The sequence below is a fragment of the Nocardioides sp. zg-1308 genome, from assembly GCF_013155375.1.
In the GTDB taxonomy this organism is placed as follows: Bacteria; Actinomycetota; Actinomycetes; order Propionibacteriales; family Nocardioidaceae; genus Nocardioides; species Nocardioides renjunii.
Genome location: NZ_JABJQY010000002.1, coordinates 2677532 through 2699124, shown reverse-complemented (window position 1 = coordinate 2699124; position 21593 = coordinate 2677532). Strand labels below are relative to the sequence as shown.

Here is a 21593-nt window from a genome sequence, read left to right as displayed (position 1 = left end):
GGACCGGCGACCTCGTAGGGCGGGTGGGGCTCGAACCCACGACCCAAGGATTATGAGTCCTCTGCTCTGACCGACTGAGCTACCGCCCCTCGGGCGGCACCCTATCCGGGGCCGTCGGAGGCGATCGACGCCTCCATCTCGTACATGTGCTCCACGACGCGGAAGCCGAGCGCCGTGTTGGTGCGGTGCATCGCGGTGTTGTCGGGCGCGGTCCAGGTGTGGACGACGCCGACGTGGTCGGGCAGGCCGGCGTAGTTGGCGGACTTGAGGGCGGCGCCGAGCCGGTGCCCGCGGTGCTCGGGCATGACGAGCGTGTCGTCCTGCCAGCCGTAGTCCTCGCCGTGCGGGACGAACAGCAGCGAGTAGCCGCCGAACGTCCCGTCCGAGCGGCGGCGGGCGGCGGCCACGCGGACGTCGTACGCCTTCATCAGGCCCCGCTCGGAGGCGGCCAGCCGCTCGTCGTCGAGCACCGTCGTCTCGAGGTCGAGCTCGCCCGTGGGGACGTCGGCGTTCATCTGGTTGCGCATCGCCAGGTAGGCCCCGCGGTGCTCGTCGGGGCACCGGCCGCGCCAGGTGACCACCTCGTAGTCAGGGTCGATCGGCGTGGCCGGGACGGGCAGCCGGGCGAGCAGGTGGTCCTCGCGGTGCCTCTCCACGGCGCCCATGGCCGTGGCGAACGCGTGGCCGGCTCCCGCGACGTCCACGTCCACGCTCACCTCGCCGCCGACCCGGGTGCGTCCGGCCGCCCGGGACCGCTCGACCACCGCGTCCCACAGGGCACGCCCAGCGCCGCGCCTCCGGCGCCCGGGGAGCACGCCCACCTCGCACCACGCCACGTCGAGGTTCTCCGTGAGCGGGAGCTCCAGCTCCGCCACACCCAGAACCTCCGAGCCGTCCACGGCCTGCAGCCAGGTCCGGGCCACGTAGGTGCTCGCCGCGGTGGCCGTGGCCTCGAAGGCTCCGAGCGTGGTGGTCAATGCGTGCGGCCGGTCGGCCCGCACGGAGCCCTCCCGCACCTCGTGCCACCTCCGGCGGGCGTCGGCGTCGGTCGGGTCGAGCTCCTGGATCTCCACGTGCGCATGGGACCGCACGAGCCAGCGTCGCCGCAAACGGATTCAGGCTTCGGCTTCGCTTCCGGCCCCAGCCGTGGGACAGTGGCGCGTCTCGGAAGCGGCTCGGGTACGGGAGGACCTCGGTGGCCAGGAACACAGCAGGACTGCTCACGCCCGCGCAACGCCATCTCGTCACGCGCTTCGGCTACGGCGTCGACGCGACGCTCGCCGAGGACGTACGCCGTGCCGGCGGTGCGTCGGCGTGGTTCGAGCTGCAGCTGACGCGACCCGGCGCCTTCCCCGACGGGGCCGCGGAGGGCGTACGCCGGTGGTGGCCCGACCTCGACCGCGGCCCGGCCGAGCTGTGGAAGCGGCAGGTCGAGGAGGTCCGCGGTGGCTGGGAGGTCATGGAGGACTACGGCCGCTGGCTGCTCGTGCGCCGGATCCGGACCCGCCGCCCGGTGCTCGAGAAGATGGCCGAGTTCTGGGAGGCCATGCTCCACGTGCCCGTGAGCGGGGACGCGCAGTTCACGTGGCGCGTCGACTACGGCGACACGGTCCGCCGCCATGCCCTCGGCCGCTTCGACGAGCTGCTCGCCGCGACCACGACCCACCCCGCGATGCTGATCTTCCTGTCGGGCGCCACCTCGACCAAGCGCGCACCGAACGAGAACCTGGGCCGCGAGCTGCTCGAGCTGCACACCCTCGGCACCGGCAACTACGACGAGGACGACGTCAAGGCGTCGGCCCGCATCCTCACCGGGCACCACGTGGACCTGTGGGAGACCTGGAAGGCGTCCTACGTCGAGGAGGACCACTACCGCGGCCGGGTCAAGGTACGCGGGTTCAGCGCGAAGAACGCGAAGGCGGACGGCCGCAGGGTGACCAAGGAGTACCTGCACTACCTGGCCCACCACCCCGACACCGCGCACCACGTGTGCGAGCGGCTCGCCACCAAGTTCGTGCGCGACGACCCGCCGCAGTCGCTCGTCCGACGGCTCGCGAAGGTCTACCTGCGCAACGACACCGCCATCGTGCCGGTGCTGCAGGCGCTCGTGGCGAGCAAGGAGTTCCGCACCTCGGCCGGCGACAAGCTCCGCGACCCCAGCGAGGACGTGGTGGCGACCTACCGCGCGCTCGGCGTGGAGGTCGGCCGGCCGCGCAGCGGCGACTCCGGCGCCAACGCCATCCTGTGGCAGGCGTCCGGGCTCGGGCTCTCGCCCCACGCCTGGCCGCGACCCGACGGCACACCCGTCCGGAACGACGTCTGGGCCTCCCCGGCGCGGGCGCTCGGATCGATGAGCATGCACTGGTCGATGGCCGGCGGCTGGTGGCCCACCGCGGAGCTCGACTACCGCACGCCCAGCGCGTGGGTGCCGGCCAAGAAGCCGATCCGGTTCGCGGACCTCGTCGACGAGGTGAGCCGCGACCTGCTCCACCGACCGGCCTCGAAGCACCTCGTCGAGACGGCGTGCCTGGCCACCGGTTGCGGCCGCAAGGAAAAGATCGATCGCGAGCACGGCCTCTACCAGTGGGGCTTCCCACGGCTGCTCGCCGCTGTCCTCGACTCCCCCGACCACCTGGCGTGCTGACATGACTACTGACCAGTTCCAGACCTCCTGCGGCTGCCCGGACTACGACGAGGCGCGCACCGCGCTGAGCCGCCGGGCCCTCATCGGCACGGCTCTCGCGGGCGGCGCGATCGCCCTCGGACCGAGCCTGGGCGGCTCGGGTCCCCGCGCGTACGCCGTCACGGGTCGCCCCGCCACCCGCCTGGCCAACCCGGCGGGGTCGGTGCTCGTCCTGCTGTCGCTCCGCGGTGCCGCCGACGGGCTCTCGTTGGTCGTCCCGCACGCCGACCCGACCTACTACGCCGCGCGCCCGCGCATCGCCGTACCTCGCGAGTCGCTGCTGGCGCAGGACGCGATGTTCGGCCTGCACCCGGCGCTCGCGCCCCTGCTGCCGATGTGGGAGGCGGGCACGCTCGCGGCGGTGCACGCCACCGGCATGGCGACGCCCAACCGCTCGCACTTCGCCGCCATGGAGGCCATCGAGGACGCCGCTCCGGGCTCGACCGCCCGCAACGGGTGGCTCAACCGGCTCCTCGGCGAGCTGCCCGGCGTGTCCCCCCTGCAGGGCACCGCGATGGGCAACCAGGTGCCGACGTCACTGTTCGGCACCAACCCGGCCTTCGTGGTCGGCCGCGTCGACAACGCCAAGGTCGCCGGCACGGAGGAGGACGGGCGCCGCCTGGCCTCCCTCAAGCACGCGTGGAAGGGCACCGGCCCCATGAGCCGGGCGGTCCGCGACGCGATCTCGGGCGCCGAGACCTTCGGCGCCGCCCGCGACCTGCCGGCCGGTCAGCCCGCGACGGCGTACCCGGGAAGCGGCCTCGGCAAGGCACTGTCCGACGTCTCACGGATCGTCCGCTCCGGCGTCGGCGCCGAGGTGATCACCGTCGACCAGGGCGACTGGGACATGCACACCGACGCGGGCACCGTCGAGTGGGGCGAGATGAAGCGCAACGCCGGCGACCTGGCCGCCTCGATCGCCGCCTTCTTCGCCGACCTCGGCCCCGCCGCGGACCGCGTCACGCTGGTGACGCTGAGCGAGTTCGGCCGACGGGTCAAGGAGAACGACGACTACGGCACCGACCACGGCTTCGGCAACGTCATGTTCGTCGCCGGCGCGGGCGTCCGGGGCGGCCGCTACTACGGCTCGTGGCCCGGTCTGGCCAACTCGCTGGACTCCGACCTGCTGGTCACCACCGACTACCGCAGCGTGCTCACCGAGGTCGTCACCCGGCGCTTCGGGGTCTCGGTCGCGCAGGTGTTCCCGGGCTTCGCCCCCCAGGCCGTCGGCGTGATGGCCTGAGGGGAGCCCGGCTCCTCGGGACCGCTCAGGCCACCTCGACCGGGTGGCGGACCACCGCGTCGAAGAAGTAACCCTGGCTGTTGACGGCCGCCTCGAGCGGCTGCGTGCGTCCGGCCTCGTCGGTGGCGCGCGCCAGCAGGTGGTGCACCCCCGGTCGCGGGTTGCCCCACCGCACCGACCACTGGGTCCAGCCCTGGTCGCGCCGCGACCTGCGGTCGAGCACCGCCGGGCGCCACGACCGGCCGTCGTCGAGGCTGACCGACACCCGGGCGATCCTCGCCGCACCGCTCCACGAGCGGCCGGTGAGCGTCACCGAGCGGGACGGCAGCCGCGCCCCCGGGGCCAGCTCCCAGGACGAGCGCACGGGGTTGACCGTCAGCGGCGGCGAGTCCGCCGGCCAGCCCGGGCCGGTCATCCGGTACCACTGCGTGTTCCAGGGCGAGGTGAGCTCGCTGCGGGAGACCTCCAGCGACCCCAGCCACTTGATGCTCGCGATGCCGACCCAGCCGGGCAGCACCAGCCGCAGCGGGTAGCCGTGGTCGGGAAGCAGGTCCTCGCCGTTCATGCCCCACGCGAGGAGCGCGTCGTCCAGCGCCTTCGCGATGGGGAACGGCCGGCGCACGCGGCCGTGGTCGACGCCGCCCGTGACGTACGGGGCGTCGAGGCCCGTCGCCTGCACCGACACGGCGTCGGAGGCGATGCCGAGGTGGGCCAGCACGTCGCGCAGCCGCACGCCCTGCCACCGCACGGTGCCGACCGAGCCGAGCGCCCACGGCGTGCCGGCGACGGTCTGGCCCTGCTGCTCGGCGAAGAAGCGCCGTCCGTTGCCGGTGCACTCGTGCGTCGCCGTCAGCTCGTGGCGGGGCAGCCGCTGGAGGTCGTCGAGGGTCAGCGTGAGCGCCTCGCCCTCGGTCCGCGCCGTCGCCAGCCCGTCGCCGTGCACCCGCAGTGCGTAGCCGGCGCGGCTGATGACCGGCGTGCTCGTGTGGTTGCGCACGAACAGGCGCGACTGCGGCGTGAGGTAGGCGTCGCGGTCGACCGAGCTCCACAGCATCTCGGCGTTGGAGCCGTGGTCGACGAACCACTCCGGCGGGGTCGGTTTGAGGATCAGGGGCGGGCGGGCGGAGGCGGGGGCAGCGGGCCACAGCGAGCCTGGGACGAGGGCGGCGCCGCCGATGACGGCGGCACCGGCGAGGAAGCCGCGGCGGGTGGGAGCGATCGAGGTCATGGATGGACCTTATAGGAGTAAGTCACCTGTTTCACTACACCAAGGGTCGGGTGCCATGCTCGGGCGCATGACCGACGACCGCCCCGCTCCCCCGTCCTACGAAACGCTCCCCGAGGACTGGGAGTCCGCGCTGTTCGTGGTGGCACACCCCGACGACATCGAGTACGGCGCGGCGGCCGCGGTCGCCCGCTGGACGGCGCAGGGCAAGCGCGTCGTCTACTGCATGGTCACCAGCGGCGAGGCCGGCATCGACGGCCTCCACCCCGACGAGTGCACGGCGGTGCGAGAGGCCGAGGAGATCGCCTCGGCGGGCGTCGTGGGCGTCGACGAGGTGGTGTTCCTGCGCCTGCCCGACGGGATCCTGGAGTACGGCGTGGAGCTGAGGCGCGCCATCGCGCGCGTCGTGCGCGAGCAGCGCCCGGACGTCGCGATGACCATCAACTTCCGCGAGACCTTCGGCGGCAGCAACCTCAACCAGGCCGACCACATCGCGGTCGGCCGGGCGCTGCTCGACGCCGTGCGCGACGCCGGCAACCGGTGGATCTTCCCCGAGCAGCTCACCGACGGCCTCGAGCCGTGGGGCGGCGTACGCGCCGTGTGGGCCGGCAACTCACCCCAGGCAACGCACGCCGTGGACGTGACGGACACGTTCGACGCCGGCGTGGCCTCGCTGAAGGAGCACCGCGCCTACATCGACGGCCTCGGCTGGGAGGGCTGGGACCCCGAGGAGTTCCTCGACGGCATCCTCCGCGCCGGCGGCCAGGGGCTCGGCGTCACCCACGCCGCCACGTTCGAGGTGTTCCCGCTCGGCTGGGGGTGACCGGCGTCCGGGCGGGCGCCGGCACACCCCCGTGCGCGCGCCGGCACCCTCCCCCGGTCTCGGACCGCCTGTCGGCGTCGGGTCAGCTGATGAGCTCGTCAAGGCGGGAGTACGCCTCGGCGTCACCCGCGAGGACCTCGCTGGAGCGGCCGTCGATCGACACCGGCACGTCGCCGGCGACCGTGATCCGGCGCATCTCCCGGGGCTCGGAGCCGAAGTCCGCGACGGCGTAGTGCTGGGTGGCCCGGTTGTCCCACATGGCCACGTCGCCGCGCTGCCACGTCCACCGGATGGTGTTCTCCAGCCGGGTGATGCGGTTCTGCAGCAGGTGGTAGAGCGCCGTCGACTCCGAGCTGTTGAAGCCGTCGAAGGCCTTCACGAAGTTGCCGAGCACCAGCGACCGCTCCCCCGTCTCCGGGTGGACGCGGACAACGGGGTGACGGGTCTCGAAGAGCTGCGAGGCGAAGTCGTCGCGCGTGTAGTTGGCGTCGGGCTGCTCGTTCTCCTCGTCGCGCTGGGCGTAGTCGTAGCTGTTGGTGTGCACGGCCCACAGGTCGTCCACCAGCGCCTTCAGCGGACCCGGCATCGCGTCGTAGGCGGCCACGGTGTTGGCCCAGACGGTGTTGCCGCCGTAGGGCGGGATGACCACGCCGCGCAGCACGCTGATGGCGGGGACGCGGTCCACGAACGTGACGTCGGTGTGCCAGGCGTTGGCGGCCATGCCCTTGTTGGCGGTGACGCGCAGCACGCGGGCGCTTCCGGTGTTGACCGTCGGGTGCGCGGTGGTGAGCGGGCCGAAGCGCTCGGCGAACGCGAGGTGCTGCTCGTCCTCGAGGTGGTCCTGGCCGCGGAAGAACACGACCTTGTGGCGCAGGAGCGCCTCGCGGACGGCGGCGACCGTGCTGTCGGGGAGGTCCCCGTCCAGTCGTACGCCGTCGATGCGGGCTCCGATGCGGCCACCGAGCTGCTGCACGGTGAGGGTGGGACGGTCGATCGTGGAGGTCATGGCAGGGGTCCTTTCGGTGGACGGGGAAGGGGTCAGGCGACGGGCGCGGGCTCCGCCGCGACGGCGGGGACGCGAGCGGCCGGGCGACGACGCGGCCACCAGGCGGGTGCGGCGCGCCCCTGCCCGCCGAGGGCGGAGGTGACGCGGTCGAGGTAGACGGCGATGACGACGACGGCCAGGCCGCCCTCGATGGAGGCGGCGATCTGCAGTCCCTGCACGGCGTTGACCACGACACCGCCGAGACCGGCACCGCCGACCAGGCCCGCCACGACGACCATGGACAGCGCCAGCATGATGACCTGGTTGACGCCGGTCATGATCGAGGGCATCGCGAGGGGCAGCTGCACCTCGCGCAGCACCTCGCGCCGCGAGGCGCCGAACGCCACCGCCGCCTCGACCGTCTCGCCGTCCACCTGGTTGATGCCCAGCTGGGTGAGTCGCACCGCCGGTGGCACGGAGAAGACGATGGTCGCCACCAGGCCGGGTGCGTCACCGACGCCGAAGAAGAGGATCGTCGGCAGCAGGTAGACGAACACGGGCAGCGTCTGCATCAGGTCCAGCACCGGCCGCAGCACGCTGCGGACCACCGGGTCGAACGCGGACCAGATGCCGAGCGGGATGCCGATCAGCAGCGCGACCGCGGTCGCCACGACGACCGACGCCATGGTCTGCATCGTCTCCGGCCAGAGGTCCATCGACTGGATGACGAGCAGGCCGAGGCCGAGGCCGACGGACAGCAGCACCCGCCGGGTCGCGACGAGCGCGACCACGACCAGCACCACCACCATGGCCACCGGCGACAACGCCGTGAGGACGTCGTAGACCGACCGCAGCGCGAAGTTGAGGATCTCCTTGAGCAGGTCGAAGAACCCGCCGAGGTGCTCGGTCATGAAGTCGATGACGCTCTCGCCGCGTTCACCGATGCGCAGGTCAGGCACTGAGCACCTCCTGGGTGCGGTCGAGGTCGCGCTCGGCCTGCGGCGCGGTGGACAGGGCCGACAGGATGGTGGCGCGCGGCACCACGCCGCTGAGCCGACCGCGCTCGTCGACCACCGTGATCGGGACGACCTGGCGGCCGGCGCGGTGCATGAAGTCGCCGATGTGGGCGGTGGGCTCCACGGTGCTGTAGTCCTGCGAGACGGATCCGGACAGGTCGGCGTCGCCCCGGTTGGCCGCGGCGAGCAGGGCCGCGTCGGTCGCGACACCGAGGAGCCGCTCGCCCGCGCCGATGACGTACGCGCCCTGCGCCTCGTTGTCGCCGAGCCGGCGCAGCGCCACGTCGGGTCGCTCGTCGACGGGCAGGACGAGCTTGGCGGGGCGGAGCAGGTCGTACGCCGTCAGCACCCGCGCGCGGTCCACGTCGGCGACGAACTCGCTGACGTAGTCGTCGGCCGGGTGGGCGACGATCTCGGCCCCCGGGGCGCACTGCACGACCTTGCCCTCGCGCATCACCATGACCTGGTCGCCGATCCGCATGGCCTCGTTGAGGTCGTGCGTCACGAACACCGTGGTGCGCCGGTCCTCGGCCTGCAGCTGCAGCAGCAGGTCCTGCATGTCGCGGCGGATGAGCGGGTCGAGCGCCGAGAAGGGCTCGTCCATCAGCAGGATCGGCGGGTCGACCGCGAGCGCCCGGGCCAGGCCCACGCGCTGGCGCATGCCGCCGGACAGCTCGTGGGGGAGCTTGTCGCCCCGACCGTCGAGGCCGACGCGAGCCAGGGCGGCGTCGGCGCGCTCGTAGCGCTCCGCCCTGGCGACGCCGCGGACCTTGAGGCCGTAGGCCGCGTTGTCCCGCACGCTGCGGTGCGGGAACAGCGAGAAGTGCTGGAAGACCATGCCGATCTCGTTGTTGCGGAGCTCGCGCAGCCGCCCGTCGCCGACCCGCGTGATGTCCTCGCCGTCGACCAGCAGCTCGCCCGCGGTGGGCTCGTTGAGCCGGTTGATCATCCTGAGGACGGTGGACTTGCCGGAGCCGGACAGGCCCATGACGACGAACATCCCGCCCCGGGCGACCGTGAAGCTCACGTCGCTGGCGCCGAGGTAGCCGCCGGCGGCGGCGACCGCGGCAGCGGGGTCGTCGGCGGCCAGCGCCCGCGCGGCCTGCCGCTGCCCGAGTCCGTAGACCTTGGACAGCCCACGGCCCTCGATGGCCGGCGGCGCCGACGCCTGGGAGGTGCTCATGACGCGAAGGCCTCGGCGGCCGGCTGGCCCTCGGCGTCCTCCACTCCCTCGAGGAAGGACGCCACGACGTCGGGGTTGGCCTCGATCCAGGCCGAGGCGATCTCGGCCAGGTCCTGGCCCTCCTTGTCGTGCGCGTAGTAGAACTCGCCGGCCTGGTCGGTGGTGAAGGTGAGGTTGCCGATGAACTCGGCGATCTCGGGGTTGTCGTCGGCGAAGCCGGCCCGGGTGACGGTGCGGATCTCGCCGGCGCCGCCCCAGACCTCCTCCGGGTCCTCGAGGAAGACGGTGTCGTACTGGACGGTCATCCAGTGCGGGCTCCACGCGAGGAAGACGATCGGGTCTCCGTCCTTCTGCGACTTCTCGACCTGCGCCAGCATGGCGGGGGTGCCGCTCGCGACGAGCTCCCAGTCGCCGAGGCCGTAGGCGTCGGCGTCGATCGCCGCCTGGATGGTCTCGTTGCCGGGCGAGCCGGCCTCGATGCCGTAGATCTTGCGGCCGAACGCGTCGGCGTGCTGGTCGAGGTCGGCGAGCGAGGCGATCCCGAGCTCGTCGGCCACGTCGCCCGGGACGGCGGGGGCGTACTCGGTGCCGGTGACCATGGTGGAGACGACGTCGACGTCGCCGCCGTCGATCAGGTCGCCGAAGGTGGGCTCCTGCGAGGGCCACCAGTTGCCGAGGTAGGCGTCGATGTCACCCGTGCCGAGCGCCGAGGCGGCGTTCTCGACCGAGAGGTTCTTCTTGATGGAGGCGTCGTAGCCGATCTCCTCCAGGACCTGCACGGCGATCTCGTTCTCGACCTGCAGGTCGACCCACGGCTGCTCGGCCAGGACCACCGAGTCCGTGCCGCCGCCCGAGGAGCCGCTGGCGAAGCCGTCGTCGCTGTCGCTCTCGCTGTCGGAGGCGCAGCCGGCGAGCACCGCGCTGAGGCCGAGGGTCGCGACGACCGCGAGCCGGGCGCGGCGAGGGATGGGGCGGTGGTTCATGGTGGCTCCTGGTCGGAAGTCTCGATCAATATATGAGTGAGACGATAGACTTAATTGACACGCGGCTCCAAGCGGTAGCGCGCTGCGACCCAGACCACTTGTGAGCGACAGCCATAGGAAGCGGCTATGGCCGAGGGCGAGGAGCCGATCAGGACGACCGGTCGGCGCGGTGCTCCCTGACCAGCTCGAGGAAGTCGGCCGCCACGCCTTCGGGCCCGGTCGCGCGCCACACCAGCGACACGGCCGCCCGGGTCTCGGGCTCGAGGCGGGCGACGCGCGCACCCTTCGTCGCAGCGTCGACCGCCATCCCCTCCGGCAGCACGGCTGCGCCCGCGCCGGAGAGCACCAGCGGGACCACCGATGCGACGTGGGCGGTCTCCACCATCACCTCCGTGGCGTGCCCGGCCGCCTCGAGGTGCTGGTCGAGGAGGTCACGCAGGGCGGTGCCCCGTGGGGTCCCGATCAGCCCGTGGCGCTGCAGCTCCTCGACCGTCGTCGTCAGGCCCTGACCGCTCCCCTGCGGCAGCACGGCGAGCAGCTGCTGCTCCGCCAGCTCGAGGCTGGCCAGGGCTCCGGCGGGAGGGGTGCCGTCGACCAGGCCGAAGTCGACCTGCCCGGTGCGCACCTGGTCGAGCACGACCGTCCGCGCAGCCGGGTCGGTCACCTCGAAGCGCACCCGGGGGCGCAGGCGCCGGAACTCCCCGATGAGCTCGACGAGCGGGTGGACCGCCCACGACGTGCTCGACACGACGCGGAGCCGGCCGACGTCCCCGTCCGTCACGGCCCGCACCGCGCTGGCGGCCAGCCCGAACGAGCGCACCGTGCGACGCGCCGGACCGAGCAGGGCCTCCCCGGAGGCGGTGAGCCGCACCCCGCGGCCGTGCCGCTCGAACAGCGGGGACCCCAGCTCGGCCTCCAGCGTGCGCATCGAGTGGGACAGGGACGGCTGGGCGATGTGCAGGACCTGCGCGGCGCGGGTGAAGCTGCCGGCCTCGGCGATGGCGAGGAAGAACTCGAGCTGCCTGCGCTCCATGCCGTCCCCCTTGTGGTCGTCATTGTCGATCGACATGGTGAGGTTAGCGTCGTCACGCTCCCCCGGGTGACGGCGTTCGTGTCAGCGCGCCCGGAAGATCGAGCGCCGTCGGCGCCTGTCGACCGGCTCGCCGGCACCGCGGAAGCGGGCCCCGACCAGGGCGGGCGCGGGCGCTCGGTCCTGCTCGTGCGCGTCGTCGCCGGCCGGTGTCGTCGGTGCCTCGACCGCGTCGGGGTCGAGCTCCGTCGCGACCACCGACAGGTCGTGGCCGGCCAGGACGGCGCGGATCTCGTCGATGACCGCCAGCACCTCGTCGTCGTCGGTCACGGACGTGCAGGCGACCAGCGCGTGCCGCCCGAGCGAGGCACCGATGACGGCGCCCTGCTCGAACCGCAGGCGCATGAACCCGGTCGCGTGCTGGTCCTCGAGCGACCGCAGGATCGCGAGCATGCGGTTGCCGACCTCGGCGAGGTGGTGCAGCTCGCGCCGGTCCCCGACGGCGGCGATGACCCGCGACCCGGCGGTGACCACGGAGCTCCACACCACCCCGTCGACACCGGCCAGCCGGTCGAGGCAGTGCGCCACGGCAGCGGTGGTGTCGACCGCGCCGACGACCGTGAAGACCGGGACCGTGCGAGGCACGAGCGGCGTCACCGCAGCCCGGAACGTGCCCTCGCCGGCGGGCGTCCAGGTGACGCCGACCGTCAGCCGATGGGTGCCCGACGCCTCCATCACCCTGAGGTCACCCGCCTCGACGAGCTCGCCCATCCGCCGCGCGAGCCGGCCGGTGTAGGGCAGCGCGGCGGCCAGCGCACCCGCGGACCCGTCGTCCCCCACCACCGTCCCGTCCGGCCGGACGAGGAACTCCGTGCGGTCGCCCGCACCGTCCTGCAGATGTGCGCCCATGCCACCACCCTGTCGCAGGGACGTCGCGGGCGTCCGGGGCGTAACGCACAGTTCACACCGGGTGCGGAACCGTTACGCCACGGCAACCGGGCGGTCCCGCCGTCCCGCCCTGCCTTGCTGCAGTCCTGCCTACCCGCCGACGGTGACGAGTCCGGCCTCGTAGGCACTGACCACCAGCTGCGCCCGGTCGCGGGCTCCGAGCTTGGTCATGATCCGCGAGACGTGCGTCTTGGCGGTGAGCGGCGACAGCACCAGGTCGGCCGCGATCTCGTGGTTGGACATCCCGGCACCGACCAGGGCCAGGATCTGGCGCTCGCGGGTCGTGAGCTGCTCGAGGCCCCGCACGACGCTCGCCGGGACGGGCTCGGGGGTCCCCGACGAGACGAAGGCCTCGATCAGCCGGCGGGTCACCTGGGGCGCGAGGAGCGCCTGCCCCTCGTGCACCAGCCGTACGGCGTCGATGAGGGCCTGCGGCTCGATGTCCTTGAGGAGGAAGCCGGACGCGCCCGCACGGAGGGCGCCGAAGACGTACTCGTCGAGCTCGAAGGTGGTCAGCACCACCACCTTGGTCCCGGCGAGCGCGGCAGCGGCGGTGATCCGTGCCGTGGCGGCGAGACCGTCGACGCGGGGCATCTGGACGTCCATGAGCACGACGTCCGGCGTCGTCTCCAGCGCGAGCCGGACGGCCTCGGCGCCGTCGGCGGCCTCCCCCACGACGGTGAGGCCGGGGTCGGAGTCGAGCAGGGCCCGGAAGCCTGCGCGCAGCAGGGCCTGGTCGTCGGCGAGCAGCACCCGGATCGGGGCGGTCACGGGGCCGGCACCCCCGCGTCGTCGCGTACGGGCCTGCTCGGCTCCGAGCCCACCGGCAGCCAGGCGGCGACCCGCCACCCGCCGGCCGGGCGAGGTCCGGCCTCCAGCGTGCCGCCGAGCGCGGTGACGCGCTCGCGCATGCCGCGCAGGCCGTGCCCGGACCCGCTGCCGCTGAGCGGAGGGGTCGCGACACCGCCGTCGTCGAGGACCTCGACCACCACGCGGTCCTCCGCGCGGGACACCCGCACGCGTGCACTGGTGGACCCGGCGTGGCGCAGCGTGTTGGTGAGCGCCTCCTGCACGATCCGGAAACAGGTCGCGTCGACGGCCGCGGGCAGCGCCCGGGCGCCGGGGTCGATGTCGAACGCGACGTCGACGCCCGCCGCGGCGAGGCTGTCGCGCAGGTCGCCGAGGTCGGCCAGCCGCTGCACCGGCGGCGCCGGGGCGTCCCCCGTGGCGTCCTCCCGCAGCAGCCCGAGCATGGCGCGGAGGTCGGTCAGGGCGTCGCCGCTGACCTGCTTGATCGAGCGGAGCGTGTCGTAGGCCTGGGCGGGGTCGCGGTCGAGGAGGTGCGCGCCCACGCCGGCCTGCACGTTGATCGTCACCATGGCGTGCGCCACGACGTCGTGGACGTCGCGCGCGATCCGCAGGCGCTCCTCGTCGACGCGGCGCAGCGCCTCGGCCTCGCGACTGTGCTCAGCGGCCTCGGCGCGCTCGACGAGCATGGTGGTGTAGCCGCGCCGGGCATGGGCGGCCACGCCGAGGGCGAGCGGCAGGGGGACGAGCGCCAGGTTGCGGGCGGTTCCCCAGCTGACGATGTCGTGCGGGCTGAAGACCTGCAGGATCGCGAGCACGAGCGGCAGCGAGCACGCCCCGGTCACCAACGCGGCACGCAGGCCGTGGCGCTCGGCGACCGAGTAGGCGCACAGCACGACCGGGGCCGGCATGGTGTTGTAGACCGACACGGTGGCGATGACGCCGTACATCGCGACGAAGGACAGCGCGTACGCCACCACGGGCGCCTGGCGGCGGAGCAGGACCGGGAGGGACGCCACGACGACCGCGACGCTGCCCAGCAGGCTGGGGTCGGCCTTCGGGTTGAGGGGCATCTCGACGTGCATCACCACCATGCAGGCGAGCGCGAGCGCGACGTCCCCCCATCGGGGGCGCTCGAGACGGAACCGGGCCACCCGCGCAACGGTAGCGGCGGGCGGCCCGGTCCGGTGGGGAGTCACTCGCTCAGACACCGGCCAGCTCGGGGGCCGGGACCGGACGACCACGGTCCTCGTCGTCGTCCCCGCGCTCCGGGGCGCCCTCGCTCAGCCCGATGCGGTCGTGGACCCGGCGCAGCCACATCGGCGACCACCAGTTCCACTTGCCCATCATCGCCATCAGTGACGGCACCAGGAGCGAGCGGACGACGAAGGCGTCGACCAGGACGCCGATGGCGGTCGCGATGCCGATCTGCTGCATGAAGGTGATCTCGCTCGTGCTGAAGGCCCCGATGGCCACGGCGAGCAGGATCGCGGCGGCGGTCACGATGCCGCCCGTACGGCCCAGCCCCGTGGCGATCGCCTCCCGCTCGCTGAGCCCGGCGTCACGCGACTCCTTGATCCGGCCGAGCAGGAAGACCCCGTAGTCGGTGGAGAGCGCGAACACGACGGCGGCGGCGATGAGGAAGTTGCTCAGCTCGATCCCGCCGTTGGGCGTGTAGCCGAGGAGGTCGGTGAACCGGCCCGCCTGGTAGACGAAGACGATCGCCCCGAGCGAGACCCCGACCGTCAGCAGGTTCATCAGCACCGCCTTGACCGGCAGCACCACCGAGCCGGTCATCAGCCACAGCACCAGCATGGTGAGCGCCACGAGCACGGCGATCGCGAGCGGCAGGGTGTCGCCGATGGCCTGCAGCTGGTCGGTGAACTCCGCGGCAGGTCCCGTCACGAGCGCGTCCACGCCCGCGTCCTCGGCCAGCAGCCGGACGTCGTCCACGACCTGCTGCGCGTCCGCACCCGCCGGGTCCCCGGCGACCGCCAGGTCGACCTGCCAGACGTCGTCACCGAGGTCGGCCACGCGAGCGTCCGCGACCACGCCCGGGAGGTCCGAGGCCGCGTCGGCCAGCCCGGCCACCGCAGCGTCGTCCGTGCTGCTGACGGCGATGGTGACCGGCGTCGCGCCGTCACCGGCGTACTGCTCCACGAGCGCGTCGCCCACCGTGCGCGAGCTGAGCCCCTCGGGGATCACCGAGCCGTCGACCGGGGTGAACTCGGCCTGCACCGCCGGCGCGGCGAGCACCACCATGACCGCGGCCGTCGCGGCGGCGATGGCGCCCGGGCGACGCATCACCGCGTGGGAGAAGCGGTACCAGCGGCCCTCCGCGGCGGCCCCGTCGCGGCGCCGACGGGCCAGCTTGGACCCCCAGAGGCCGAAGGCCGCCGGTGCGATGACGAGCGCCGAGGCTGCCGCGACGACCGCGACGGCTGCGCCGGCCAGTCCCATCGAGCGCAGGAAGCCCAGCGGGAACAGGGTGAGCGTGGCCAGGGCGACCGCGACGGTGGCCGCGGAGTAGACGACCGTACGTCCAGCAGTGGCCATGGTGGTGCGCGCGGCGCCCGCCGTCGGGCCCTGCAGGGCGAGCTCCTCGCGGTAGCGGCTGACGAGGAAGAGCGTGTAGTCGATGGCGAGGCCGAGTCCGAGGCCGATCACCAGGTTGAGCGCGAAGACGCTGAGCCCGTAGAGCTGGTTGATCCCGGCGAGCGTGAGGAACGTGCCGAGGACGGTGGTGATGCCGACCATCAGCGGGAGCAGGGCGGCGCGGCCGCCGAAGACCAGGATCGACAGCAGCACGAGGATCGGCAGCGCCATCAGCTCGGCCCGGCTGAGGTCCGCCTCCACCTGCTCGCCCATCTGCAACCCGGACACGGCCGGGCCACCGACGGTGACGCCCTCGACGCCCTCGAACTCGTCGAGGACCTCGCCGGCCACGGCCTCCTCCTCCGCCGAGGCGTCGAGCGTGCCGGCGACCAGGGCGGTCGAGCCGTCCTCGGCCGTGCCGGCCGGGACGGCGCTGGCCATCCCGTCCATGGCGGCGAGGGTCGCCACGGCCTCGTCCACACCGCTCGCGTCGCCGGCCGGGGTGTCGACGAGCAGGAGGATGCCGGCGGTGGGCTGGACGCCGGTGACCTCCTCGAGCCGCTCGAGGGCGAGCGTGGAGTCGGAGTCGGCGGGCGCGAAGCCGCCGTCGGAGTCGAGCGCCCCGGCGACCGGGCCGCCGACCACGCCGGCGAGGGCGACGAAGAGCAGGACGGCCGCGAGCGACCGCCGTGGGAAGGAGTGCAGGATCGCGATGATCCGGCCGGGCAGGGAGGGTCTGGTGTCCATGCCCCTACCGTCGCGTCGGGGGCCCGGGTGCCGCGTCCGCCGCAGGGAGTCACTCGACGTGCGGGCGTACTCCCCCTGCAGTACGCCGGTGGAGGGGCCCGGTCCTAGGCGGCGGGCAGCGCGAGGGTGAAACGGGCGCCCGAGTCGGTGGGCGTGTGCACGACGGTCCCGTGGTTGGCGCGCGCGAGGACACGCACGATGTAGAGGCCCAGGCCGGTGCCGGCGCCGGCGGGTCTCACCGCCGCCCCGGTGTGGCTGAACCGGGTGAAGAGACTGGGCACCACCTCGGCCGGGACCCCCGGTCCGTCGTCGGTCACGGTGACCAGGACGCGATCGCCCACGCGTGACGCGCTCAGGACGACCTCGCGACGGGCGTGCCGCACCGCGTTGGACACCAGGTTGGAGAGCATCTGGGAGAGGTGGCTCGGTTGGACCGTGCAGCACAGGCCGGCCGGGCAGTCGACGCTCACCGTCACGTCGGCCGACGCCAGGTCGGCGGCAGCGTCGAGCTGGGCCAGCACGTCGACGCTCGTCCCCCTCGCATCGACGGTGTCGGCGTCGGCGGCAGCGAGGATGAGCAGGTCCCCGCGGATGGCCTCGAGGCGGTGGGACTGGCGCACGACGACCTCCAGGCACCGACGAACGGCCGCGGCGTTGATGTCCCGGGGCGGTTGGCGTCGCTCGCGGTTCACCTCCTCGAGCGCCAGCTCGGCGCAGGCGAGGATCGCGGTGAGGGGTGCGGCGACGTCATGGCCCAGCATGGCCAGCGCGTCGGCCTGCCGGACGGCGACGGCACCGTCGGGCCCGTGGTGCGCGTCGCCGCGGGAGGCCGGGTCCTCGACGACGACGCCGTGCCACTCCGTCGCCCCGTCCGGCAGCCGCGCCGGTCGCGACGTGATGCGCACCGGACACGTGCTGCCGTCGCGGCGGACGATCCTCCCCCGCCACCTCAACAGCTGGAGGTCGCGCAACGAGCGTCGACCCTCCTCGTCGAAGCGCCGACGGTCGTCCGGGTGGACGGCGTCGTGCATGAGGCTCACGTCGCGCATCGCCTCCTGCGCGGAGAAGCCGAACAGCTCGGCGCACGTGTGGGAGACGAAGGGGAACGACGCGCTGCCGTCGGCCTCGATGCGGAACGTGTAGAACGTCGCCCACAGCTCGGCGCCGTCGTCGTCGGTCGGCGGGACCACCGCCTCGAGCTTCAGTGTCGGGGTCACCACCACGTGTCCGCGTCCTTCGTCCGTGTCGTCCCCCGACTGCGACCAGTACCCACTCGGGGCAACACGACTCCCCCGCGGGTGAACGCAGAAGCTGACGCAGCGGCGCGGTCCGGGGGTAGGGGACCGTGCCGCTGCGTCTGGTTGGCACCCGGACCCGGACCCATCGTCTGTGGGGTCCTCTCCGCGGAGCGGGAGCACGGCGGAGAGGCTGATGGACGAGGTGCTCAGTGGCTGCAACGCCCCGACCGATCGAGCGTGACGGCTCGTGCCGGGCCTGCGCGGACTCCCGACGCCGGCGCACATGACGAAGGGCCCCCGATCCGCGTGTCCGCAGATCAGGGGCCCTTCGGTGGCTCCCCCGGTTGGACTCGAACCAACAACCCTCCGGTTAACAGCCGAATGCTCTGCCAGTTGAGCTACAGGGGATCGCTTGTGCAGCGAGGCGAAACCTTAGCAAGCCCCGACAGCGCGGGGGAAATCAGGGCAGGCCGACGTCGCGCTGCATGACCTCGAGGGCCTCGCGGGCCGCGGACCGGACGGCCGGGTCGTCGGGATCCACGCCCTCGTCGTACTCGTAGACCCACTGCACGCCCCCCGATCCCGCGGGTGCGCGACGCGCGATCACCCGCACGCCGCGACGGCCGTCGACCGTCACGTGGCGCTGGAGGACGACGCTGGCGGTGACGCGCTCGCGGACCAGCTCGAGCAGCCGACCCGGCTCCCCCAGCGTCGCTGTGTGGACCGGGCGCGGGTCGCCCCACGCGCCGACCTCCGAGAGCGTGAAGAGGTCGGTGTCGCGGTCCCAGTGCGCCGCCTCGACCTGCTCCCACGGCACGCGGCGGCTCTCGCCGTCGACCACGACGTAGAAGGCGTCACGGGTGCCGGCGAGGACGGTGCCCTCGACGCTCGTGGCGGCGGCGAGCACGCGCTCTCCCGGCGCGACGACGACCGGGGGCGTCGGCGTACGTCCCCAGCGACCCCGCGCGGCCGGGCTCACGGCTGGCCCCCGGACTGACCGACGGCGCCCTCGCGGAGCTTGCGACGGTGCTGCTCGAGCATGACGAGCTCGCCGAACATGCGGTTGTAGTCGAGCGCCTGGTCCACCGGGTTGGTGCGCTGGAGGCGGGCCTTCACGTCGGCGATGCGCCGGGAGGTGGTGAGCTCCTGGAGCCGGTAGACGTAGGCGACGGCGAAGGTCGGGTTGGGGTCGGACGTGCCTCGGACGGGCTCGACGCCGAGCTCGGTGATCGCCGCGACCACCGCGGGGTCGCTGGCGGCCCCACGCACGCGGTTGCCCCACCCCTGGTCGTCGACACCGGAGGCCGGACCGCCGGCGACGGTGACCGCCTCCCAGACGCCCTGGAAGGTCGGGTGGGTGAAGTCGCCGGTCGTCACGTGCGCGGTCGTGCGACCCACGCCGGCCGGGTGCTGGATGACGAGCTTGAGCAGCTCACGCTCGATGAGGAAGCGCGGGTCGGACAGGCTCGGCAGCGCGGGCCGGGCGGGCTCGGGGGCCTCGACGGCCTCCGCGCGCCGGCCCGGGCGACGCTCCTCGGTGCGGGCGGGCCGGCTGGCGGCACGGCGCACCTCCCCGCGGACCTCGTCCATGTCGACACCGACCATGTGGGCCAGCTCGCGCGAGAACGACTCCACCTTGGTCTTGTCGCGGATGCTGGCGACCAGCCCGGCGGCGTCGCGCAGCGCGTCGACCCTGCCGTCGGCGCGGTCGAGGTCGTGACGGGCGAGGATGTTGTCGAGTGCGAAGCGATAGAGCGGCTGCCGCTTGGCGACGAGCTCGCGCACCGCCTCGTCACCGTCCTGCAGTCGCAGGTCGCACGGGTCCATCCCCTCCGGCGCGACGGCGACGTAGGTCTGGGAGGCGAAGACCTGGTCGCTCTCGAGCACCTTCATCGCTGCCTTCTGCCCGGCCGAGTCACCGTCGAAGGTGAAGATGACCTCGCCGCTCGTCTCGCCGTGGTCGCCCAGGAAACGCCGCAGCACGCGCGCGTGGTCCTGGCCGAACGCCGTGCCGCACGACGCCACCGCGGTGCGTACGCCGGCGAGGTGGCAGGCCATCACGTCGGTGTAGCCCTCGACGACGACGGCCTGCTGGCTGTCCTTCATCGCCGTGCGCGCGAGGTCGATGCCGTAGAGGACGTGGCTCTTCTTGTAGATCGCGGTCTCGGAGGTGTTGAGGTACTTCGCCTCGATGCGGTCGTCGTCGAAGATCCGCCGCGCCCCGAACCCGATGGTGTCGCCGTTGGCCTCGCGGATCGGCCACACGAGCCGGCCCCGGAAGCGGTCGTAGTGGGAGCGACCGTGCGCGACCAGCCCGGCGGCGACCGACTCCTCGTCGGTGAAGCGGCGCCCGCGCAGGTGGCGGGTCAGCGCCTCGCCGTCGCGCGGGGCGAAGCCGACGCCGAACATCTCGGCGGCCGCCTGGTCGAAGCCGCGCTGGTGGAGGAACTGGCGGGCCACCACGGCGTCGCCGGAGGCGAGCTGCTCGGCGTAGAACTCCTGGGCGACCTTGTGGGCCTCGATGAGGCGTCCCCGGGCCGGGCCGCGGGGGCGTACGGGCTCGTCGTCGCCCTCCTCGCGGCGCAGCTGGACGCCGAACTTGTCGGCCAGCCGCTCGACGGACTCGGTGAAGGTGAGCCCGTCGACCTTCATGAGGAACGAGATGACGTCGCCGCCCTCGCCGCACCCGAAGCAGTGGAAGAACTGGCGGGCCGGGTTGACGTTGAACGACGGGGTCTTCTCGTCGTGGAACGGGCAGAGGCCCTTGAGCGACCCGCCGCCGGCCCGTTTGAGCGTGACGTAGCCGGAGACCACGTCGTCGATCCGGGCCTTCTCCCGCACCTCGGCGATGTCGTCGTCACGGATCCGGCCTGCCACGCCGGGGAGTCTACGGGCGCGCACCCACCGCGCTGCCGCGGTCTCCACATCCCCCGGCGGTCCCGTCCGCGTCCGTCGCGGATCCGGTGCGGATCCGGTGCGGTGGCGCCGCCAGCCACCCCTTGGGGCGAGCCCGGGTGGTGCACCGGCCCGGGGTCTGGGAGGGTCGAATCATGACTGCTCAGCACGGAGCGCCAGAGAGTCAGACTCTCGGGGCACTCGTCCACCAGCTCTCCCAGCAGATCCCCGGGCTGATCCGCTCGGAGATCCGGCTCGCGCAGGCCGAGGTGGCCCAGAAGGGCAAACGCGCCGGCGTCGGGATCGGCATGTTCAGCGTCGCCGGCCTGCTCGCGTTCTTCGCGCTCGCGGCCCTGGTGACGACCGCGATCCTCGGCCTGGCCAACGTCGTCGACGCCTGGCTCGCGGCGCTGATCGTCGCCCTGGTCCTGCTCGCGGGCGCGGCCGCGGTCGGGCTGCTGGGCAAGAACAAGGTCGCCGAGGCGGCACCCGCGGCGCCGGAGCGCGCCATCGCGGGCATCAAGGAGGACATCGCGACCGTGAAGGGTGACCACCATGAGTGACCAGGACGACCAGAGCAGCGGGCAGAAGACCCCCGAGGAGCTCGAGGCCGAGATCGCGCTCCAGCGCGAGCAGCTGGCCGGGACCATCGACGACCTCGCGGCCAAGCTCGACGTGAAGTCGCAGGCCCAGGAGAAGGTCGCCTCGCTGAAGGACTCGGCCACCACCGTCGACGGCAAGCCACGACCGGAGGTGCTGGCAGCAGCCGGCTCGCTGGTGGCGATGATCGTCGTGCTGGTCGTCTGGCGCATCCGCCGCGACCACTGAACCCGAACGAGAGGAACACCATGATGAGGAAGCTCACCCTGCTGATCGCCGGAGGCATCGGCTACGTGCTCGGCACCCGTGCCGGACGCGAGCGCTACGAGCAGATCAAGCAGACCGTCACGCGCGTGAAGGAAGACCCGCGGGTGCAGGAGAAGGCCCAGCAGGCGGCCGACCTGGCCAAGGAGAAGGCGCCGGTCGTCAAGGACAAGGTCGCCTCCGCGGCCGGCACCGCCGCCGACAAGGTCGCCCCCTCGGGCAAGGGCGAGCACCGCTCCGACCTCGAGGACCAGCTCAACCCCGAGAGCACCGCACTGCAGGACGACCCCTACCCCCAGGGCGACCTGCCCTGATCACCGCCGCCTGA

At 73.1% G+C, this 21593-nt stretch carries 20 protein-coding genes and 2 tRNA genes; 6 read left to right on the top strand and 16 right to left on the bottom strand.

The genetic code is table 11. The annotated features are described in order from the left end of the window. Window positions 1-15 precede the first annotated feature (15 nt). Together HN031_RS14830 and HN031_RS14825 are read right to left on the bottom strand one after the other, a co-directional pair. Window positions 16-89 (bottom strand) — tRNA-Ile (locus HN031_RS14830). A gap of 12 nt (window positions 90-101) precedes the next feature. Beyond that, window positions 102-1073 (bottom strand): GNAT family N-acetyltransferase, encoded by a 972-nt coding sequence (locus tag HN031_RS14825; protein ID WP_172271093.1) that lies wholly within the window; start codon window positions 1071-1073, stop codon window positions 102-104. 122 nt (window positions 1074-1195) lie between these two features. Here HN031_RS14825 and HN031_RS14820 point away from each other — a divergent pair, with 122 nt between their 5' ends. Both HN031_RS14820 and HN031_RS14815 read left to right on the top strand, forming a co-directional pair. After that, window positions 1196-2644, top strand: coding sequence for a DUF1800 domain-containing protein (locus HN031_RS14820; protein ID WP_172271091.1), 1449 nt, complete (start codon window positions 1196-1198; stop codon window positions 2642-2644). Window position 2645: 1 nt separating this feature from the next. Then, a complete protein-coding gene (locus HN031_RS14815) occupies window positions 2646-3926 on the top strand; it encodes a DUF1501 domain-containing protein (protein WP_172271089.1) in 1281 nt (426 codons plus the stop codon). Window positions 3927-3951: 25 nt separating this feature from the next. On the opposite strand, the gene HN031_RS14810 is transcribed toward HN031_RS14815, so the two are convergent. Beyond that, window positions 3952-5154 (bottom strand): sulfite oxidase, encoded by a 1203-nt coding sequence (locus tag HN031_RS14810; protein ID WP_172271087.1) that lies wholly within the window; start codon window positions 5152-5154, stop codon window positions 3952-3954. 67 nt (window positions 5155-5221) lie between these two features. On the opposite strand from HN031_RS14810, the gene HN031_RS14805 reads away from it, so the two are divergent. After that, window positions 5222-5974 carry a PIG-L deacetylase family protein gene (locus tag HN031_RS14805; protein WP_172271085.1) on the top strand — a complete coding sequence of 251 codons (753 nt, stop codon included), beginning with the start codon at window positions 5222-5224 and terminating at the stop codon, window positions 5972-5974. Window positions 5975-6056: 82 nt separating this feature from the next. On the opposite strand, the gene HN031_RS14800 is transcribed toward HN031_RS14805, so the two are convergent. The 13 genes from HN031_RS14800 to dnaG all read right to left on the bottom strand — a co-directional run bounded on the left by HN031_RS14800 (window position 6057) and on the right by dnaG (window position 20383). Next, complete coding sequence (locus HN031_RS14800; RefSeq protein ID WP_172271083.1) at window positions 6057-6980, bottom strand: TauD/TfdA family dioxygenase; 924 nt, start codon at window positions 6978-6980, stop codon at window positions 6057-6059. A 32-nt stretch (window positions 6981-7012) separates the two neighbouring features. Next, window positions 7013-7918 (bottom strand): ABC transporter permease subunit, encoded by a 906-nt coding sequence (locus HN031_RS14795; RefSeq protein ID WP_172271081.1) that lies wholly within the window; start codon window positions 7916-7918, stop codon window positions 7013-7015. Continuing rightward, window positions 7911-9158 carry a glycine betaine/L-proline ABC transporter ATP-binding protein gene (locus HN031_RS14790; RefSeq protein ID WP_172271079.1) on the bottom strand — a complete coding sequence of 416 codons (1248 nt, stop codon included), beginning with the start codon at window positions 9156-9158 and terminating at the stop codon, window positions 7911-7913. Before HN031_RS14790 ends, HN031_RS14795 begins: the two co-directional genes overlap by 8 nt. Beyond that, the gene (locus HN031_RS14785; RefSeq protein WP_172271077.1) at window positions 9155-10141 is read right to left on the bottom strand and encodes an ABC transporter substrate-binding protein; all 987 of its coding nucleotides are present in this window, start codon (window positions 10139-10141) and stop codon (window positions 9155-9157) included. Before HN031_RS14785 ends, HN031_RS14790 begins: the two co-directional genes overlap by 4 nt. Window positions 10142-10289: 148 nt before the next feature. Next, window positions 10290-11210, bottom strand: a complete 921-nt coding sequence (locus tag HN031_RS14780; protein ID WP_172271075.1) for a LysR family transcriptional regulator — start codon at window positions 11208-11210, stop codon at window positions 10290-10292. Window positions 11211-11255: 45 nt separating this feature from the next. Further along, entirely contained in the window at window positions 11256-12080 is an 825-nt protein-coding gene (locus HN031_RS14775) for a hypothetical protein (RefSeq protein WP_172271073.1), read from the bottom strand. 129 nt (window positions 12081-12209) lie between these two features. Continuing rightward, window positions 12210-12890, bottom strand: a complete 681-nt coding sequence (locus HN031_RS14770; RefSeq protein ID WP_367650770.1) for a response regulator — start codon at window positions 12888-12890, stop codon at window positions 12210-12212. Beyond that, the gene (locus tag HN031_RS14765; RefSeq protein WP_322424464.1) at window positions 12887-14080 is read right to left on the bottom strand and encodes a sensor histidine kinase; all 1194 of its coding nucleotides are present in this window, start codon (window positions 14078-14080) and stop codon (window positions 12887-12889) included. Before HN031_RS14765 ends, HN031_RS14770 begins: the two co-directional genes overlap by 4 nt. A gap of 49 nt (window positions 14081-14129) precedes the next feature. Further along, on the bottom strand, window positions 14130-16268 hold the full coding sequence (locus tag HN031_RS14760) for an MMPL family transporter (RefSeq protein ID WP_172271071.1): 2139 nt from the start codon (window positions 16266-16268) through the stop codon (window positions 14130-14132). Window positions 16269-16372: 104 nt separating this feature from the next. Then, window positions 16373-17485: a PAS domain-containing sensor histidine kinase gene (locus HN031_RS14755; protein ID WP_172271069.1), complete on the bottom strand. Its 1113-nt coding sequence runs from the start codon at window positions 17483-17485 to the stop codon at window positions 16373-16375. 353 nt (window positions 17486-17838) lie between these two features. Then, window positions 17839-17914: transfer RNA gene (locus HN031_RS14750), tRNA-Asn, on the bottom strand. A 52-nt stretch (window positions 17915-17966) separates the two neighbouring features. Continuing rightward, entirely contained in the window at window positions 17967-18485 is a 519-nt protein-coding gene (locus HN031_RS14745) for a hypothetical protein (RefSeq protein WP_172271067.1), read from the bottom strand. Continuing rightward, a complete protein-coding gene (gene dnaG / locus HN031_RS14740) occupies window positions 18482-20383 on the bottom strand; it encodes a DNA primase (protein ID WP_172271065.1) in 1902 nt (633 codons plus the stop codon). The genes HN031_RS14745 and dnaG overlap by 4 nt, the downstream gene beginning before the upstream one ends. Window positions 20384-20556: 173 nt before the next feature. Here dnaG and HN031_RS14735 point away from each other — a divergent pair, with 173 nt between their 5' ends. Genes HN031_RS14735 through HN031_RS14725 form a run of 3 tightly spaced genes read left to right on the top strand, consistent with a single transcriptional unit; the run spans window position 20557 to window position 21579 of the window. Continuing rightward, a complete protein-coding gene (locus HN031_RS14735) occupies window positions 20557-20964 on the top strand; it encodes a phage holin family protein (RefSeq protein WP_172271063.1) in 408 nt (135 codons plus the stop codon). Then, window positions 20957-21229: a DUF3618 domain-containing protein gene (locus HN031_RS14730; protein ID WP_172271061.1), complete on the top strand. Its 273-nt coding sequence runs from the start codon at window positions 20957-20959 to the stop codon at window positions 21227-21229. The genes HN031_RS14735 and HN031_RS14730 overlap by 8 nt, the downstream gene beginning before the upstream one ends. A gap of 23 nt (window positions 21230-21252) precedes the next feature. Then, window positions 21253-21579: a hypothetical protein gene (locus tag HN031_RS14725; protein WP_216652142.1), complete on the top strand. Its 327-nt coding sequence runs from the start codon at window positions 21253-21255 to the stop codon at window positions 21577-21579. Window positions 21580-21593: the final 14 nt, after the last annotated feature.

What these genes read in the sequence shown, in the direction of transcription:
- HN031_RS14775 (WP_172271073.1), bottom strand. Translation starts at nt 12,080, where the DNA reads ATGGGCGCACATCTGCAGGACGGTGCGGGCGACCGCACGGAGTTCCTC.
- HN031_RS14735 (WP_172271063.1), top strand. Translation starts at nt 20,557, where the DNA reads ATGACTGCTCAGCACGGAGCGCCAGAGAGTCAGACTCTCGGGGCACTC.
- HN031_RS14815 (WP_172271089.1), top strand. Translation starts at nt 2,646, where the DNA reads ATGACTACTGACCAGTTCCAGACCTCCTGCGGCTGCCCGGACTACGAC.
- HN031_RS14760 (WP_172271071.1), bottom strand. Translation starts at nt 16,268, where the DNA reads ATGGACACCAGACCCTCCCTGCCCGGCCGGATCATCGCGATCCTGCAC.
- HN031_RS14800 (WP_172271083.1), bottom strand. Translation starts at nt 6,980, where the DNA reads ATGACCTCCACGATCGACCGTCCCACCCTCACCGTGCAGCAGCTCGGT.
- HN031_RS14805 (WP_172271085.1), top strand. Translation starts at nt 5,222, where the DNA reads ATGACCGACGACCGCCCCGCTCCCCCGTCCTACGAAACGCTCCCCGAG.
- HN031_RS14790 (WP_172271079.1), bottom strand. Translation starts at nt 9,158, where the DNA reads ATGAGCACCTCCCAGGCGTCGGCGCCGCCGGCCATCGAGGGCCGTGGG.
- HN031_RS14785 (WP_172271077.1), bottom strand. Translation starts at nt 10,141, where the DNA reads ATGAACCACCGCCCCATCCCTCGCCGCGCCCGGCTCGCGGTCGTCGCG.
- HN031_RS14730 (WP_172271061.1), top strand. Translation starts at nt 20,957, where the DNA reads ATGAGTGACCAGGACGACCAGAGCAGCGGGCAGAAGACCCCCGAGGAG.
- HN031_RS14810 (WP_172271087.1), bottom strand. Translation starts at nt 5,154, where the DNA reads ATGACCTCGATCGCTCCCACCCGCCGCGGCTTCCTCGCCGGTGCCGCC.
- HN031_RS14780 (WP_172271075.1), bottom strand. Translation starts at nt 11,210, where the DNA reads ATGTCGATCGACAATGACGACCACAAGGGGGACGGCATGGAGCGCAGG.
- HN031_RS14725 (WP_216652142.1), top strand. Translation starts at nt 21,253, where the DNA reads ATGAGGAAGCTCACCCTGCTGATCGCCGGAGGCATCGGCTACGTGCTC.